The following is a 16,283-nucleotide window of genomic DNA, read 5'->3' as shown; positions in this document are numbered from 1 at the left end:
TGGGGCGGCAATCGCCACCGGGGTCATGGACCCTGAGTTGCGCGCCGCCATCGGCCGGATCGCCCGGGTCCCCCAGCTCCTGGTCGCCTGCGACTACGACGGCACGCTCGCGCCGATCGTGGAGGATCCGAGCACGGCCGTCCCGCTGCCCGAGTCGGTGGCCGCGGTCCGCGCACTCGCCGCGCTGCCGCAGACCACCGTCGCGGTGGTCTCCGGTCGGGCGCTGCGCGACCTGGCCGCCCTCTCCCGGCTGCCCAGCGAGGTGCACCTCGTCGGCAGCCACGGCTCCGAGTTCGACATCGGCTTCGTCGAGCGGCTCTCGCCCGAGCTGGTCGCCGTCCGCACCCAGGTGCGCAACGCGCTGCGCGAGATCGCCGCCGAACACCCGGGGATCCGGCTGGAACGCAAACCGGCCAGCGTCGCCATGCACACCCGGGGAATCGACCCGCAGGTCGCGGCCTCGGCCATCGAGGCGGTGCTCAACGGTCCGGCCACCTTCGACGGCGTCACGGTGACCCAGGGCAAGGAGGTCATCGAGCTCTCCGTGGTGGCCACCCACAAGGGCACCGCTGTCGACCAGCTCCGGACCCAGCTCGCCGCCAGCGCGGTGCTGTTCATCGGCGACGACATCACCGACGAGAACGCGTTCGGCAACCTGCACGGCCCCGACCTCGGCATCAAGATCGGCCCCGGTGACACCCAGGCCGGCTACCGGGTGGCCGACCCGCTGGAGGCCGCGCGGGCACTCGCGCTGCTGCTGGAGACCCGCCGGCACTGGCTGTTCGGCGAGCGGGCGGTGCCCATCGAGCGGCACTCCATGCTGGCCAACGGTCGTACCGTCGCGCTGCTCACCCCCGAGGCCAAGGTGAGCTGGCTCTGCCACCCCAAGCCGGACTCGGCGGCGATCTTCGCCGATCTGGTCGGTGGCAGCCCGGCCGGCCACTTCAGCATCGTCCCGGAACGCGGCGGCATCCCGCTGGGTCAGCGCTACCGCTCCGGCACGATGACCGTGGAGACCCGCTGGTCCGGGCTCACCGTCACCGACTGGTTGGACAAGCCGGCCCGGGAGACCACCCCGGACGGCCCGGCGGTCGTCACCGGTGACTCGACCCTGGTCCGGGTGCTGACCGGCGGCGGCAAGGCCCGGGTGGAGTTCGCGCCGCGGCCGGAGTTCGGCCAGGTGGCCGTGCAGTTGCAGCCGCTCGGCGACGGCCTGCTGGTGCTCGGCTCCAACGAGCCGGTCGCGCTCTACTCCCCGGGCGTGCAGTGGGAGGTCGGCAACGACGGTGGGTACGAGACCGCCAAGGCGATCGTCGACCTCTCCGCGGCCGGCGGGCAGGTCGTGCTGGAGCTGCGCTTCGGCACGCACAGCCTGGAGCATCACCGGGTGCCGATCCACGAGCGTCAGGCCGCCGCCGAGCAGCCGTGGAAGGACTGGGTGGCCTCGCTGCGGCTGCCCTCCACCGCTCGTGACCTGGTCGCGCGCAGCGCCCTCACCCTGCGCGGGCTCTGCCACGAGGCCACCGGCTCGATCCTGGCCGCGGCGACCACCTCGCTCCCCGAGGAGCTGGGCGGCGTCCGCAACTGGGACTACCGCTACTGCTGGCTGCGCGACGCCGCGCTGACCGCCCGCGCCCTGGTCGACCTGGGCTCCGTCGAGGAGGCCGAGGCCCTGCTGCGCTGGGTGGACGGCTGCATCGAGCGCACCGGCGGGCACCCGGAGCGGCTGCACCCGCTCTACACCATCGACGGTTACGAGCTGGGCGCCGAGGCGGTCATCGACACGCTGCCCGGGTACGCCGGCTCCCGGCCTGTCCGGGTCGGCAACCTCGCCAACCACCAGTTGCAGCTGGACGTCTTCGGCCCGATCGCCGACCTGATCGCGGCCGTCGCCGACGCTCGCGGCTCGGTCCGCGACGACGAGTGGCGGGTCCTGGAGAACATGGTCGAGGCGGTCCGCCGCCGCTGGCACGAGCCCGACCACGGCATCTGGGAGGCCCGGCTGCCACCCCGGCACCACGTGTTCTCCAAGGTGATGTGCTGGATGACGGTCGACCGGGCGCTGCACGTGATGCGCCAGCACGGCGGCGAGGACCGGCCCGAGTGGAAGGACCTGCGGGACCGGATCGGCGCCAACGTGCTGGAGCACGGCTGGCACTCCGACGTCGAGGCGTACAGCGTCGCGTACGGGGACGAGGACATGGACGCCTCGTCGCTCTGGATCGGCCTCTCCGGTCTGCTCCCGGGCGACGACCCGCGCTTCCTGTCCACAGTCCTGCGGATCGAGGCGGACCTGCGCAGCGGCCCGGTCGTCTACCGCTACCACTGGGACGACGGCCTGCCCGGCCGCGAGGGCGGTTTCCACATCTGCACGGCGTGGCTGATCGAGGCGTACCTGCGCACCGGTCGCCGCACCGACGCCGAGGAGCTGTTCGCGCAGATGGTGCTGACCGCCGGCCCGACCGGCCTGCTCCCCGAGCAGTACGACCCGCTGGCCGAGCGCGGTCTGGGCAACCACCCGCAGGCGTACAGCCACCTCGGGCTGATCCGCTGCGCCCTGCTGCTGGACAACATGCTCAAGCAGTAGTCGACCGACAGACCACGACGGGCCGGAGCAGCGCTGCTCCGGCCCGTCGTCTGTGCCGGCACCGCCACACCGGCCATCGCTGGCAATCTTGGACAGTTTCCGTCAGCACGTGACGGAAACTGTCCAAGCTCTCGCCGGTGAGCACCCTCGGCCGCCCGACCGGTGTCGCCGGCGCGGTCGGAACGGGCCCTCAGCCGTCGAGCGCTCCCACCACGTCTCCCACCACGACGACGGCGGGCGGGCGCAGGTCGGCGGCGAGCAGGTCGGCGGCCACCTCGCCCAGCGTGGACCGCAGGATCCGTTGGGTGCCGGTGGTGGCTTCCTGGACGACGGCGGCCGGCGTCTGCGGCGGCCGACCGTGGGCGATCAGGGTGGCCGTGATGGCGGCGAGGTTCTTCAACCCCATCAGGATCACCAGGGTGCCGCGCAGACCGGCGAGGGCGTCCCAGCGCACCAGCGAAGCCGGCGAGTCGGGTGCCAGGTGCCCGGAGACCACTGTGAACTCGTGCGCCACCCCCCGATGGGTGACCGGAATCCCGGCCGCCGCCGGGGCGGCGATCGAACTGGTCACCCCGGGGACCACTGTCACCGGCACACCGGCCGCCGCGCAGGCCAGCAACTCCTCACCACCGCGCCCGAAGACGTACGGGTCGCCGCCCTTGAGCCGGACCACGGCGGCGCCGGCCAGGGCCCGGTCGACCAGGATCTGGTTGATCTCCTCCTGGGCCCGGGACGGGCCGTAGGGGATCTTCGAGGCGTCCACCAACTCGACGTCCGGGCGCAGCTCGTCCAGGAGCAGGCCGGGCACCAACCGGTCGGCGACCACCACGTCCGCCTCGGTGAGCAGCCGCCAGCCCTTGACCGTGATCAGCTCGGGGTCACCAGGGCCCGCCCCGACCAGCGCCACCCGCCCGGGCCGCCGCCCACTGCCCGCTCCGGCCGCACCGGTCGCGCCGCCCGCGCCACCCGCGCCGCCCGCGCCACCCGCGCCGCCCGCACCGGCTGCACCGGCTGTGCCGGTCGCACCGGTCGAGCCGCCCGCGCCGGTCCCACCTGTCGCACCGGCCGGAGGGCCGGGCCGGCCCCGCGTCGAAGCGGTCCCGCCCGATCCCAGGCGGACCGCGAGCAGCTCGCGGACCGCGTCGCGGACGGTCATCGCCCGTCGGGGGTCGCCGCCGCCGAGCACCGCCACGGTGACCGGGCCGTGCCGGGTCACCGCCGGGGTCCAGGCGGTGGCGGCCGTGCGGTCGTCGGCCCGGACGCAGAAGATCCTTCGCTCGGCGGCCACAGCGCTCACCGAGGCCGCCGCCATCGGGTCGTCGACGGCGACCTGGACCAGCCAGGCGCCGTCCAGGTCCTCCGGCTCGAACCGGCGCGGCACCCAGTGCAGCCGCCCCGCGTCGACCCGGGCGCGCAGCGCCGGGGTCAGCTCCGGGGCCACCAGCAGGACGTCCGCACCGGCGTCCAGCAGCGCGGGCACCCGCCGGGTGGCGACCGCGCCGCCGCCCACCACCACCACCCGTCGCCCGTGCAGCCGCAGGCCGAGCGGGTACGGGTTGGCGGTCATACCGCACCGCCGGGGCGGGCGGCTCGTTCGTCGCGCGCTGTCACTTCTCGGCCACCCCGGCGGAGTCGAAGGTGGCCACCTCGTGCAGCACCCGGACCGCGCCGGTGACCACTGGCAACGCCAGCAGCGCGCCGGTGCCCTCGCCGAGGCGCAGCCCCAGGTCGATCAGCGGGTCGAGCCCGAGGTGCCGCAGCGCCACTGTGGCACCGGGCTCGGCCGAGCGGTGGCCGGCGACCATCGCGCAGACCGCAGCCGGGGCGAACGCGGCGGCGGCGAGGGCGGCCGAGACCCCGATCACGCCGTCCAGCAGCACCGGCGTGCGGCGCGCCGCGGCACCCAGGATCAGCCCTGCCAGGGCGGCGTGCTCCAGGCCACCGACGGCGGCCAGCACCCCCAGCGGGTCGGCCGGGTCGGGAGTGTGCCGGGCCAGCGCGGCCCGCACCACCGCCACCTTGTGCGCGTACGTCGGGTCGTCGACGCCGGTGCCCCGACCGGTGGCGTCGAGCGCGTCGACGCCGGTGAACGCGGCGATCAGCGCGGCGGCCGGGGTGGTGTTGCCGATGCCCATGTCCCCGGTGAGCAGAATGCCGGCACCGGCGTCGATCAGCTCGTCGGCGATCCGGATGCCGGTCTGTACCGCCGCCAGCGCCTCGTCCCGGGTCAGCGCGGTGGTCACAGTGAAATCCCGGGTGCCCCGGCGGACCGGAGCGACGACGAGCCGGGGCACTGCCGGGTCGAGCACTGCCGGACCGGTGACCGCCGGGTCGAGCGCGGCCGGGTCGGAGCCGGCCGGCGCGGCGGCCGGGTCGGTGGGCAGCGGGGTGGCCACGCCGACGTCGACGACGGTGACCGAGGCACCGGCCTGCCGGGCGAACGCGTTGACCACCGCACCACCGGCCAGGAAGTTGCCGATCATCTGCGCGGTGACCTCCTGCGGCCAGGGGCTGACCCGCTGGGCGTGCACCCCGTGGTCGCCGGCGAAGATCGCCACCGCGGCCGGCTCGGGCAGCGGCGGTGGGCACGCCCCGGCCAGGCCGGCGAGGCGTACCGAAAGCTCCTCCAGCGCGCCCAGCGAGCCCACCGGCTTGGTCAGCCGTCCGTGCAGCTCGCGGGCGGCGGCCATGGCCGCCTCGTCCGCCGGGCGGATCGCCGCGATCGTGGTCTCCAGCATCATGCCTCCATGGTCTCGCGCAGCACGTCGATGAACGCGTCGGTGGTGTTTCGGTCACGTACCGCCACCCGCAGCCAGTCCGGCCCGAGGCCGGGGAACGTGTCGCCCCGGCGCACCGCCCAGCCGCGCTCGCGCAGGGCCGCCCGGATCCGGGTGGCACCCGGCAGGTGCAGCAGGACGAACGCGCTGGCGGGCGGGCCGACGACGCGTACACCGGGCAGGTCGGCCAGTCGCGCGACCAGGTGATCGCGGTCGGCGGCGAGGTCGGCGGCGATCGCGCGTTCGGCCTGGACCGCGACGGCGCTGGCGCAGGCCGACGCCGCCGCCAGCGCCGGCGTGGAGACGGCCCAGAGCGGCTGGACGGCGGCCAGCCGGGACAGCAGCTCCGCTTCGCCGAGCAGGTAGCCGATCCGGAGGCCGGCCAGACCCCACGTCTTGGTGAGGCTGCGCACCACGAGCAACCCGGGCAGGTCGCGGCGTTCGGCCAGCGACTCCGGCTCGCCGGGGTGCCCGGGGGCGGCGGTGGTGTCGGCGAACGCCTCGTCGACCACCAGCACCCGGCCGGGGCGGGCCAGCGCGGCCACCGACCGGGCGGGGTGCAGCACCGAGGTCGGGTTCGTCGGGTTGCCGATCATCACGAGGTCGGCGTCGGCGGGCACCCGGGACGGGTCGAGCCGGAAGTCGTCGGCGGCGTCGAGCAGCACCCGCTCGACCTGGTGGCCGGCGGCCCGCAACGCGGCCTCCGGCTCGGTGAACTGCGGATGCACCACCACCGGGCGGCGGACGCCGCGCAGCGCCTGGGCGATCAGCACGAAGCCTTCGGCGGCGCCGGCGGTCAGCAGCACCTCGTTCGGGTGACGGCGGTGTCGGGCGGCGACCGCCGCCCGGGCCGGCGCCGGGTCCGGATAGCGGGCCAGGTCGGTGAGGGTCGCGGCGATCGGGTCGGCGAGCCAGGCGGGAGGCCGGGCCCGACGGACGTTGACGGCGAGGTCGATCAGGCCGGCGGTGGCCTCCGCGTCGCCGTGGTGCCCGAGGTCCGGCTCGAACCCGGTGGGTGGGGCGAGCGTGCTCGGCTGATCAGACATGTCCGCGATCCTGCCGGGAAGGGGGCCGGTGGGACAGCCGATCTCGACGTAAGCCGCGTCACCACTCGCCGGTTTAAGAGTTCTTCTCATGTACGAATCGGAAATGTCATAACTTGACCAGGTGAGCAATCGACCCCTTGCCGCCGCTGGTCGTCTCGTCCCTCTTCTCCGTGCCGGGCTGATCGCCGGAATCGTGATCGCCGCCGCCGCGTACCCACTGGTCGCCCTCACCGGGCTCGGCGCGAAGGCCACCGCGCACGCCGTGGACCAGAAGACCCGGGTGCTGAAGACCGCCCTGCCCGCCGAGACCTCGTACCTCTACGCTCCCGACGGCAAGACCGTGCTGACCATGTTCTACGAGGAGTACCGGCAGTACACCAAGCTGTCGGACATGTCGCCGAACATCCAGCAGGCGATCGTCGCGGCCGAGGACTCCCGCTTCTACCAGCACCACGGCGTCGACCCGAAGGGCGTGGCCCGGGCCTTCGTCTCCAACGCCCGCTCCGGCGGCTCCCAGGGCGCCTCGACGCTGACCATGCAGTACGTCCGGATGGCCCTGCGGGACAGCGCGACCACGCCCAAGGAGGTCCAGCAAGCCACCCAGCAGACCAGCCTGCGCAAGGTCAAGGAGATGCGGATGGCGCTGGACCTGGAGAAGGAGCTGAGCAAGGAACAGATCATGGAGCGCTACCTGAACTCGGCGTACTTCGGGCACCGGGCGTACGGCATCTACGCGGCCAGCGAGATCTTCTTCTCCAAGACCCCCAAGGACCTCACCCCGGTCGAGGCCGCCACCCTCGCCGGACTGGTCAAGTCCCCGTCCGAGTACGACCCGGCCGACTCCGACCAGAAGGAGGCCACCGGCCGGCGCAACTACGTGCTGGACCGGATGAGCCAACTCGGCTACCTCTCCCCCGACTCGGCCGCCGCCGCCAAGTCCGAACCGATCCGGCTCAAGCTGACCACCCCACCGCACGACTGCGCGGCCATCCCGGAGAAGTACAACAGCTGGGGGTTCGCCTGCGACTACCTGAAGAACTGGTGGAGCGCGCAGCCCGCGTTCGGCGCGAACCGGCTGGAACGGATGGACAACCTGCGGCGGGGCGGCTACCGGATCGTGCTCAGCCTCGACCCGAAGATCCAGGAGGCGGCGGAGAAGAACGTCGGCGCCAAGGACGCCACCGGCAGCCCGTTCGCCAACGGCATCGTGGTCTCCGAGCCGGGCACCGGGCGGGTGAAGGCGATGGCGGTCAACCGGACGTACTCGCTGGACCTGGCCGAGAACCCGCAGAGCTCCAACCCCGAGGCCGGGCCGAAGGTGAAGGCCAACTACCCGAACACTGTCGCGCCGCTGCTGGGCGGCGGTGACCTGGCCGGCTACCAGGCCGGGTCGACGTTCAAGATGTTCCCGATGTTGGCCGCGCTGGACTCGGGGATGACCCTCTCCACCTCGTTCAACGCGCCCTACCGCTACAAGTCGTCCGTGTACGACGGCTGGGCACCCTCCAACGCCAGCGGCGCAATGACCGGTCAGCAGACCATGTGGTCCGGCTTCGGCAAATCGGTCAACACGTACTTCGTGTGGCTGGAGGAGAAGGTCGGCGCGGACCGGGCGGTCCGGTTGGCCGAACAGCTCGGGCTGCGGTGGCGCACCGACGTCGACCGGGAACAGGCGTCCCCGGCCAAGGCGAAGAAGTGGGGGGCGTTCACTCTGGGCGTCTCCGACGCCACCCCACTGGAGATGGCGAACGCCTACGCCGCCATTGCCGCCGACGGCCGCTACTGCGAGGCCATCCCGGTGCAAGCGATCATGAACCGGGACGGCACGCCCGCCACGTACGCCACCCCGGGCGGCCTCCACCGCGAAGTGGCCAAGCCACGGTGCCGGCAGGTCGTCAGCGCGGACGCCGCGCGGGCAGCCACCGACGCGGCCCGCTGCCCCACCGGCGACACCCCGGCGCGCGGCAGCTGCGGCGGCTGGTCCACCGCCGACAGCGTGCGGGGCACCGTCGGACGCCCGGTGGCCGGCAAGACGGGTACGACCGACAGCACCAGGTCGGCCTGGTTCGTGGGCTACACCCCGGAGCTGGCGGCGGCGAGCTTCATCTCCGACCCGGACAATCCGTTCAACGCGGTCGGTGACGGGCAGTCCCAGATCCCCATCGCGGCGGTCGCCGAGACCCTGCGCGACGGCCTGAAGGGCACCCCGACCCGCCAGTTCACCCCACCATCCGACGCCATCGTCGGCTGACCGGCGGGCGGGTCAGCGCAGGTCGGCGCGGGTCAACGGCGACTCAGCGCAGGTCGGCGGCGACGAACGACCACAGCTCCAGGTCCACCCGGCCGCCGCTGACGAACCCGGCGTTACGCAGCAGACCCTCGTAGCTGAACCCGGCCTTCTCGGCGACCCGGCGCGAGGCCAGGTTGCCGGGCGCCACCCGCAGCTCGACCCGTTGGAAACCGTGCTCCAGGATCAGCGCGATGGCCACCGCGTCGACCGCCTCGGCGGCGAAGCCGAAGCCCCGCGCGGATGCCGCCATCGCGTAGGAGATTTCGGTGAGGCGGGCGCCCCAGTCGGTACGCCGGGTCCACAGCGAGCCCACCACCTGGTCGTCCTCGCGCCGCAGCACCGCGTAGTGGTCGCCCTCCCCGCTGTCGCGCCGCTGCCGGGCCAGATCGGTGCACCAGGCCAGCCCGTCGATCGGACCGGAGTCGTCGGGCAACGGCAGCCAACGCCGGGTCAGCTTGTCGGCGAAGATCTCCCCGGCCGCCGCCGCGTCGGCAGCCGTGAGCTGACGCACCTCGGTACGCGGGGTGGAGACGGTCAACGCCGGGAATCGGCGCACCGCCACCTGACCGATCACACCGGCACCCCGCCGGACTGCGCGGCTACCACCTCGCCCGTCGGGTCGGCCGCCGCCGCGGCGACCAGCCGGGTGGCCGTCGCCGGATGGCTGGCCCAGTGCACGGCGAGCTGCGAGGCGTGCACGTTACGCCAGACGAAGCCCTCCGGCGCACCGCCCTCCCAGCTCCAGGCCGGGCGCTGACCGGCGCGCGGGGTGAGCACCGCACGGTGCGCCTTGTGCCCGACCAGCACCGTGCCGCTGGCGGCGACCACGCTGTCGGTCTGGGCGGTCGCCTCCCGGTAGCCGGCCACCACCCCGTCCCGGCTGACGCCGACCGCGTCCAGGACACCGCACATCGGCAACCCGTCCAACTCCCGGGCCAGCCACAGCAGCCCGGCGCCCTCGGCGATCACCGGACACCCGGTCCGCGCCAACTCGGCCACCGCGATGCAGAGCCGCCGGTTGGCCGACAACTGCCCGGCGTACGCCTCGGGCAGCGCGCCGCCGACGACCAACGCGCGGGTGCCGACCGGCAGCGCCTCGTCGCGCAGCGGGTCCAGGACGACGACCTCGGCGCCGGCGGCCCGGAGCAACTCCGCCGTCTCCGGGTGGCTGAAGCTGCCGCCCGGCCCACCGGCCACCGCCACCAGCGGACGATTCGCCGGGGGTGTGAACGCGCCGATGGCCTCCTCGGGAGACCAGGCCGGCGCCGGCAGCGGCGGGGCGGAGCGGGCCAGCCCGAGCAGCCGTTCCAGGTCGACAGTGGCGGCGACGGCCTCGCCCAGCCGGCGGACCGCCCGGACGGCGTCGGCCGAGTCGTCGACCACCGGCGCGACACCGTGCCGCCGCGACGGCAGCACCGCCGGCAGGTCCTGGCGGCGCAGCGCGCCGTAGACCGGCACTCCCACGTCGTCCAACGCCTCGCGCAGCATCCCCTCGTGCCGCGACGACGCCACCCGGTTGAGGATCACCCCGCCGAGCCACAACTGCTCGTCGTACGAGCGGAACCCGTGCACCAGGGCGGCCACCGACTGACCCATCGCGGCCACGTCGACAACGAGCACCACCGGGCTGCGCAGCGCGGCGGCAGCGGCGGCGGTGGACTCCTGCTCGGGACGGCCACCGACCGAGTCGTACAACCCCATGCTGCCCTGCACCACGGCGAGCCCGGCACCGGTGGCGCCGTGCGCCACCAGCGGGGCGAGCCGGTCGACGCCGACCAGCCGGGGGTCGATCACCCGGCCCGGCCGACCGGAGGCGAGACCGAGGTAGGCGGCGTCGACGTGATCCGGCCCGAGCTTGAACCCGGCGACGTCGACCCCGCGCTCGGCCAGGGCGGCGAGCAGCCCGATCGCCAGCGCGTTCTTACCGTGCCCGGAGGACGGCGCGCTGAGCACCAGGCGCGGCACGACGGTCATCATCGACTCCTCGCGAGCGGCGGCGGGTACGCGACGGGACGACCGGGGCCGATCCGTCGGCGTGACGATACCCGCCCGGCCGCAGGCGCGAGCACCGCCAACCGGGGCGGACGGTCCGGCCCTGGCAGGGGCCCCGGGCGACGATCCCGGCCCGGTCCGGCCCGGTCCAGGTCAGTGGCGCCGGTCATACGAGTAGCCTCGGTGCCGTGTACCGGTTCCTGCTGAGCCCACGCTGGCTGGGCGCTCTCGCGCTGACCCTGGTCGCCGCCGCCGTCATGGTGTTCCTGGGCAACTGGCAGCTGGACCGCTACCAGGGACGCACCGAGGTCAACGAGCGGATCGACGCGGGCCAGCGGATGGCCCCCGCGCCGCTCGCCGACGCGCTGCGCGCCCCCAGCGGCGGCCCCGGGACGGTGGGTCCGGCCCCCGCCGAGGACAAGGTCTGGACCCGGGTCACCGTCACCGGCCGGTACGACCCCGCGAACACCGTGCTGGTCCGCGGCCGCACGGTGGACAGCCGGGTCGGCTTCGAGGTGCTCACCCCGCTGGTGCTCACCGACGGCACGGCGCTGCTGGTGGACCGGGGGTGGATCCCGCCGGCAGCCGGTGGGGCGACCGCCCAGCCGTCGGTGCCGGCCGCGCCGACCGGGGACGTGACGGTGGTCGGACGGGTGCACGAGACCGAGAGCGGCGCCGGCGCGGTGGCCCGACGGGACGGGCTGCTGGAGATCCGGCGGATCGGGGTGTCACGGCTGGCCGGCGAGCTCCCCTACCCGGTCTACGGCGCCTACCTGCTGCTCGACGAGCAGACCCCGGCAGCCGACCCGGTGTTCAAGGCGGTGCCGGTGGGGCACGCCAACAACTGGCAGAACTTCGGCTACGTCGTGCAGTGGTGGCTGTTCGCGGTGATGGCCCTGTTCGGTTACGGCTGGGTGGCTCGTCGTGAGGCCCGCCGGGCCGCCGGCATCGGCGTCACCGAGGCTCCCCTGGACCGGGCCGCCGAGCCTGCGCCGACCGCGTCCGCGTGACCTCGCCCCGTCAGCCGCTCACCCGGCCGGCGTGGATGGCGCGGACCGCGTCGATGGTGTCCGCCTCGGCGGCGGACTTGTCGTCGCGGTAACGCACCACCCGGGCGAACCGCAGCGCCATCCCGCCGGGATAGCGCGAACTCGTCTGCACCCCGTCGAAGGCGATCTCCACCACCTGCTCGGGCCGGACCCGGACGACCCAGTCGCCGCGCTCGACAGCGAGGTCGAGGAACCGCTCGGTCTGCCAGCGCAGCAGCTCGTCGGTGAGCCCCTTGAACGTCTTGCCGAGCATGACGAAGTCGCCGGTGCGCGCGTCACGCGCGCCCAGATGCAGGTTGGACAGCCAGCCCTTGCGTCGGCCGCTGCCCCACTCGACGGCGAGGACCACCAGGTCGAGCGTGTGTCGCGGTTTCACCTTGACCCAGGCGGAACCGCGCCGGCCGGCGTCGTAGGGGGCGTCCGGGGCCTTCACCACCACGCCCTCCTGCCCGGCGTCGAGCGCTGCGGCGAACGCGGTGGCGGCCTGCTCCGGATCGTCGACCTCCATCCGACCGACCAGCAGCGACGAATCCACAGCACCGGCGAGGGCGGCCCACCGCTCCCGGCCGGGGAGGTCGATCAGATCCTCGCCGTCGAGGTGCAGCAGGTCGAAGAAGTACGGGGTGAGCACCGTCGCGCCCGTGCTGGCAGCCGCCGCGAGCACCGCCGGGGCGACCGGGGTGCGCCCGGTGGTGCTGGGGGTGGTGCGTCGGGCGGCCCGGCTCGACGTCTGTTGGAACGGCAGCGGGCGGCCGGTCTCGTCCAGGCCGATCGCTTCGCCGTCGAGGACCATCTCCCGGCCGGGCAGGGCGCGGACCGCGGCGACCACCTCGGGCACCCGGGTGGTGATCTCGTCGAGGCTGCGGGTGAACACCGCGATGTCGGTGCCGGAGCGGTGCACCTGGATGCGGATGCCGTCGAGCTTCACGTCGACCACCGCCGGCGTGCCGGTCGCGGCGAGCGCCTCGTCGACCGAGGGGGCACTCTGCGCGAGCATCGGCGCCAGCGGCCGGCCGACCCGCAGACCGAACCCGGCCAGCTCGGCAGCCCCGCCGGCCAGCGCGGCCACCGCCACGGCCCGCAGATCACCGGCGAGCAGCAGCGCCCGGCGAACCGCTGCCACCGGCACCTCGGCGGCCCGGGCCACCGCGTCCGCGAGGAGCCCGGCCTGGGCGCCCTGACGTAGCTCGCCGCTGAACAGACCGGTGAGCAGACGCTGCTCGTCGACCGTCGCCGCCGCGTAGAGGGCACCGAGCAGCGCCCGACGTCGAGCCTGCGAGCCCGAGCCGTGCACGGCGGCGATCTGCGCGATGGCGGCGTCCACGGCGGCCACCGTCAACGTCGGCTCGGCGGCCGGCGGCGGCAGGTCACGCAGGCTCGCGTAGCCAACCCCGGTCTGCCGTTGGCGCAGCTCACCGGCGAGATAGCCGGCGCCGGGCTCGACCTCGTCGGGATCCAGTCGGCGCAGCGCGTCAGCGAGCAGCTCCACCTTGGCGCGCCGGCCGCTGGTGGCACCGACGGCGGCGGAGGTGGCTGCCAGATCGAGGAACCGCACGCAGCTCATCCTGCCAGTCACCTCCGACACCGCCCGGGCATTGCCGTGCCCGGGCGGTGTCGGCAGGGTGCCGCCCGCTCACGCGGACGACGGGCGGGCCATTCCTCGCGGAAGCAGCCCTAGGCCGAGACGGGCTCCTCAATGCGCAGCCCCCGGGCCCGGACCTCGCCGGCCACGCGGGAGAGCACCGAGTCGAGGGCGACCAGTGCGGCGGAGAGCTCACCGAGCTGTTCGTTGAGCGTGTCCTCGGACCACGCGGAGACGTCGACATCTCCCAGCGCGCTGACAGCGGCCCCCAACCGGGCCATCACCTCGTTCGTACTCATGTACGAAAGGCTATAACAGACAGCGGGCCGACACGCCGTAAACCCCCAGATCAGACCCAAAGTTCCCGCGCCACGCCCGGGGCCCTACCCGCCCGCTGCCGCCACCTTGCCCAGCAGGAGCGCCTCGGCGAGGCAGACCCGGGCAAACTCCCCCAGGTGCAGGCTCTCGTTCGGGCCGTGCGCACGGGCGTGCGGGTCCTCCACACCGGTCACCAGGATCGCCGCCTTCGGGAACATCTCCTGGAAGGTGGCGATGAACGGAATCGAGCCGCCGACGCCGATGTCCACCGGGTCGGTGCCGTCCCAGGCGGCCCGGAAAGCCGACCGGGCGGCGTCGAACATCGGCCCGGACGCGTCGATCACGCACGGGTCGCCGTCGTGCTCGAAGGTGACGGTCACCTGCGCACCCCACGGCGCGTGCCGCTCCAGGTGCGCGCGCACCGCCGCGTACGCCCGCTTGCTGTCGTCGCCCGGGGCGAGCCGGATGCTGAGCTTCGCCTTCGCGGACGGGACCAGGGCGTTCGGCGCCTCGCCCGTGGACGGCGCGTCGACACCGAGGATGGCCAGCGCCGGCTTGGTCCAGAGCCGGTCGGTGATCCGGCCGGTGCCGATGAAGCCCACGCCGTCGGCCAGCCCCGCCTCGGCCCGGATCCGGTCCTCCGGGTAGTCGACGGTGGCGCCCTCGCGGCCCACCAGCCCGTCCACCGCCACGTCACCGGCGTCGTCGTGCAGCGTCGCCAACAACCGGACCAGCGCGGTGAGCGCGTCCGGCACGGCGCCGCCGAACATGCCGCTGTGCACCGCCTGGTCGAGCGTGCGCACCTCGACGAAGCAGTTGACGATGCCCCGCAGCGAGGTGGTCAACGCCGGTACGCCGATGTCCCAGTTGCCGGAGTCGGCGATCACGATGACGTCGGAGGCGAGCTTGTCGCGGTGCTCGACCAGCAACTGCTCCAGCGAGTCGGAGCCGTACTCCTCCTCGCCCTCGATGAACAGGACCACGCCGACCGGCAGCGCGTCACCGTACGCGCGCAGCGCCGTGATGTGCGCCATGACGCCAGCCTTGTCGTCGGCCGCGCCCCGGGCGTAGAGCCGGCCGTCCCGTTCCACCGGCTCGAACGGGTCGGACTCCCACAGCGACAGGTCGCCGACCGGCTGGACGTCGTGGTGGGCGTAGAGCAGCACTGTGGGTGCGCCGGGCGGCGCGGCCCGACGGCCGATCACCGCCGGCTGGCCGCCGGATCGCACGATCTCGACGTCCAGGCCGCAACCGCGCAGCAGCTCGGCCACCGCCTCGGCGGAGCGTTCCACGTGCGAGTGGTCGAAGCCCTCGAAGGCGATGCCGGGGATGCGGACGAGGCGCTCCAGGTCGGCCCGGACGCCGGGCATCTCCCGCTCGACGGCGGCTCGCACCTCGGACTCGGACATGATCGGTGAGGTCATGACCGGCATCGTATGCCGGCCTTACCTGGGCGTGCCGGCGGAGCCCGTACCGTCACCGCTGTCCGTGGGGCCGGCGCCGGCCCGCGCACCGGGGGCGGCCCGGCCGGCGCGGTGCGCGCGGGCCGCCGCCTCGGTGGCCGCGTCCATCCAGGAACGGGCCCGACCGGCGGTGCCGCCCACCCACTCGCCGACGTCGCTCGCGCCGTCGCCGAGCCGGCGCAGCAACCCGACCAGCGGGTCGCTGGACCTGCTGAACTCCTCCCGGTACGACTCGGCAGCGGCCTTGATCTCCTCCGTGACGCTGGTCGAGCTGTCGTCCTCGCGGCGTGGGTAGTCCCCGGCCAGCACCCGCCCGTACGCCCCGGAGTCGATCCACTGGCGCAGCTGCGCCGCCCGCGCCACCGGCACCGGGTGGGTGCTCCACGCGGTCATCCGGATCTTGTGCAGGCTGTCGCGCAGGTCGCCGCCGCCGGCGTACTCGGCGGCCTGCTCCAGGAAGGCGGTGGTGTCGACCTGGGACAGGTCACCGCCACCGGCGAGCTTCATCAACAGCCGCAACGCGGCGGCCGGGTCCTGCCCGGCGAGCAGGCCCGCCCGGTCGGCGGACAGCTCCGCCTTGCGCCACCACTCCAGCATCGCCGCGATGATGGCCCGCAGCGCGATCGCGCCGACCGGCAACCAGCTCAGGTTGGCAGCCCAGCGGGTGAGGATCATGAGCATGGTCTTGTAGACCGCGTGCCCGCTGCCCACGTGCCCCAACTCGTGGCCGAGCAGACAGCGCAGCTCGTCCTCGTCGAGTTGTTGCACGCAGGCGGAGTTCACCACGATGAACGGCCGCTCCAGCCCGACAGCCTCGGCGCCCAACCAGGGCGACTGGGTCACGTACAGCTCGGGCAGCTCGGCCACGTCGAGCGCCGCCGCGGCCTCGGTGTAGCGCTGCCACACCGCCGGGTACTGCCGGTGGTCGACCCGGATGCCGGAGGCCAGCACGGACAGCCGGAAACCCCGCTCGTTCCACATGCCGAAGAACGACCGCACCACGTCGTCGAAACCGCGCAGCTCCCGCAGCGCGACCAGGGCACCCCGGTCGGCGGGATGCTCCCAGGCCCGTGAGCTGATGCCGGTGAGGGTGATCCGACGCCGCGCTGGCGCGTCCGCTGCCGTCATGGTGGCTCCCCGTTCGCCGTAGCTCCCCGCATCGTGCCGTAGTCGGTGGCC

12 protein-coding genes are annotated in these 16,283 nt (G+C 74.0%); 3 read left to right on the top strand and 9 right to left on the bottom strand.

Annotated elements, in window-relative coordinates:
- Positions 1–25: 25 nt before the first annotated feature.
- Positions 26–2,587 (top strand): trehalose-phosphatase, encoded by a 2,562-nt coding sequence (gene otsB / locus QCZ28_RS27555; protein WP_051708603.1) that lies wholly within the window; start codon positions 26–28, stop codon positions 2,585–2,587.
- Positions 2,588–2,777: 190 nt separating this feature from the next.
- On the opposite strand, the gene cobA is transcribed toward otsB, so the two are convergent.
- Genes cobA through cobC form a run of 3 tightly spaced genes read right to left on the bottom strand, consistent with a single transcriptional unit; the run spans position 2,778 to position 6,410 of the window.
- Complete coding sequence (gene cobA, locus QCZ28_RS27550; protein WP_279519358.1) at positions 2,778–4,154, bottom strand: uroporphyrinogen-III C-methyltransferase; 1,377 nt, start codon at positions 4,152–4,154, stop codon at positions 2,778–2,780.
- A 40-nt stretch (positions 4,155–4,194) separates the two neighbouring features.
- Complete coding sequence (gene cobT / locus QCZ28_RS27545) at positions 4,195–5,325, bottom strand: nicotinate-nucleotide--dimethylbenzimidazole phosphoribosyltransferase (protein WP_279519374.1); 1,131 nt, start codon at positions 5,323–5,325, stop codon at positions 4,195–4,197.
- The gene (cobC, locus tag QCZ28_RS27540) at positions 5,325–6,410 is read right to left on the bottom strand and encodes an Rv2231c family pyridoxal phosphate-dependent protein CobC (protein WP_279519357.1); all 1,086 of its coding nucleotides are present in this window, start codon (positions 6,408–6,410) and stop codon (positions 5,325–5,327) included. Before cobC ends, cobT begins: the two co-directional genes overlap by 1 nt.
- Positions 6,411–6,531: 121 nt before the next feature.
- Here cobC and QCZ28_RS27535 point away from each other — a divergent pair, with 121 nt between their 5' ends.
- Entirely contained in the window at positions 6,532–8,661 is a 2,130-nt protein-coding gene (locus QCZ28_RS27535; protein ID WP_279519356.1) for a transglycosylase domain-containing protein, read from the top strand.
- Positions 8,662–8,704: 43 nt separating this feature from the next.
- On the opposite strand, the gene QCZ28_RS27530 is transcribed toward QCZ28_RS27535, so the two are convergent.
- Positions 8,705–9,274: a GNAT family protein gene (locus QCZ28_RS27530; RefSeq protein ID WP_279519355.1), complete on the bottom strand. Its 570-nt coding sequence runs from the start codon at positions 9,272–9,274 to the stop codon at positions 8,705–8,707.
- A complete protein-coding gene (locus QCZ28_RS27525; protein WP_279519354.1) occupies positions 9,271–10,674 on the bottom strand; it encodes a cobyrinate a,c-diamide synthase in 1,404 nt (467 codons plus the stop codon). Before QCZ28_RS27525 ends, QCZ28_RS27530 begins: the two co-directional genes overlap by 4 nt.
- A 206-nt stretch (positions 10,675–10,880) precedes the next feature.
- On the opposite strand from QCZ28_RS27525, the gene QCZ28_RS27520 reads away from it, so the two are divergent.
- Entirely contained in the window at positions 10,881–11,702 is an 822-nt protein-coding gene (locus tag QCZ28_RS27520; RefSeq protein WP_279519353.1) for an SURF1 family protein, read from the top strand.
- A gap of 10 nt (positions 11,703–11,712) precedes the next feature.
- On the opposite strand, the gene QCZ28_RS27515 is transcribed toward QCZ28_RS27520, so the two are convergent.
- The 4 genes from QCZ28_RS27515 to QCZ28_RS27500 all read right to left on the bottom strand — a co-directional run bounded on the left by QCZ28_RS27515 (position 11,713) and on the right by QCZ28_RS27500 (position 16,232).
- On the bottom strand, positions 11,713–13,305 hold the full coding sequence (locus QCZ28_RS27515; protein WP_279519352.1) for an ATP-dependent DNA ligase: 1,593 nt from the start codon (positions 13,303–13,305) through the stop codon (positions 11,713–11,715).
- Between the two features lie 110 nt (positions 13,306–13,415).
- Positions 13,416–13,622, bottom strand: a complete 207-nt coding sequence (locus QCZ28_RS27510; RefSeq protein WP_030333429.1) for a hypothetical protein — start codon at positions 13,620–13,622, stop codon at positions 13,416–13,418.
- Between the two features lie 84 nt (positions 13,623–13,706).
- A complete protein-coding gene (locus QCZ28_RS27505) occupies positions 13,707–15,050 on the bottom strand; it encodes a dipeptidase (RefSeq protein ID WP_279519373.1) in 1,344 nt (447 codons plus the stop codon).
- A gap of 36 nt (positions 15,051–15,086) precedes the next feature.
- Positions 15,087–16,232: a M48 family metallopeptidase gene (locus QCZ28_RS27500; protein WP_279519351.1), complete on the bottom strand. Its 1,146-nt coding sequence runs from the start codon at positions 16,230–16,232 to the stop codon at positions 15,087–15,089.
- Positions 16,233–16,283: the final 51 nt, after the last annotated feature.

The sequence above is a fragment of the Micromonospora sp. DH14 genome (assembly GCF_029809455.1).
In the GTDB taxonomy this organism is placed as follows: domain Bacteria; phylum Actinomycetota; class Actinomycetes; order Mycobacteriales; family Micromonosporaceae; genus Micromonospora; species Micromonospora parva.
Note: the sequence above shows the minus strand (reverse complement) of the source record. Positions and strands in the feature narration are given on the sequence as shown.

What these genes read in the sequence shown, in the direction of transcription:
- QCZ28_RS27525 (WP_279519354.1), bottom strand. Translation starts at nt 10,674, where the DNA reads ATGACCGTCGTGCCGCGCCTGGTGCTCAGCGCGCCGTCCTCCGGGCAC.
- cobC (WP_279519357.1), bottom strand. Translation starts at nt 6,410, where the DNA reads ATGTCTGATCAGCCGAGCACGCTCGCCCCACCCACCGGGTTCGAGCCG.
- cobT (WP_279519374.1), bottom strand. Translation starts at nt 5,325, where the DNA reads ATGCTGGAGACCACGATCGCGGCGATCCGCCCGGCGGACGAGGCGGCC.
- QCZ28_RS27510 (WP_030333429.1), bottom strand. Translation starts at nt 13,622, where the DNA reads ATGAGTACGAACGAGGTGATGGCCCGGTTGGGGGCCGCTGTCAGCGCG.
- QCZ28_RS27515 (WP_279519352.1), bottom strand. Translation starts at nt 13,305, where the DNA reads ATGAGCTGCGTGCGGTTCCTCGATCTGGCAGCCACCTCCGCCGCCGTC.
- cobA (WP_279519358.1), bottom strand. Translation starts at nt 4,154, where the DNA reads ATGACCGCCAACCCGTACCCGCTCGGCCTGCGGCTGCACGGGCGACGG.
- QCZ28_RS27505 (WP_279519373.1), bottom strand. Translation starts at nt 15,050, where the DNA reads ATGTCCGAGTCCGAGGTGCGAGCCGCCGTCGAGCGGGAGATGCCCGGC.
- QCZ28_RS27500 (WP_279519351.1), bottom strand. Translation starts at nt 16,232, where the DNA reads ATGACGGCAGCGGACGCGCCAGCGCGGCGTCGGATCACCCTCACCGGC.
- otsB (WP_051708603.1), top strand. Translation starts at nt 26, where the DNA reads ATGGACCCTGAGTTGCGCGCCGCCATCGGCCGGATCGCCCGGGTCCCC.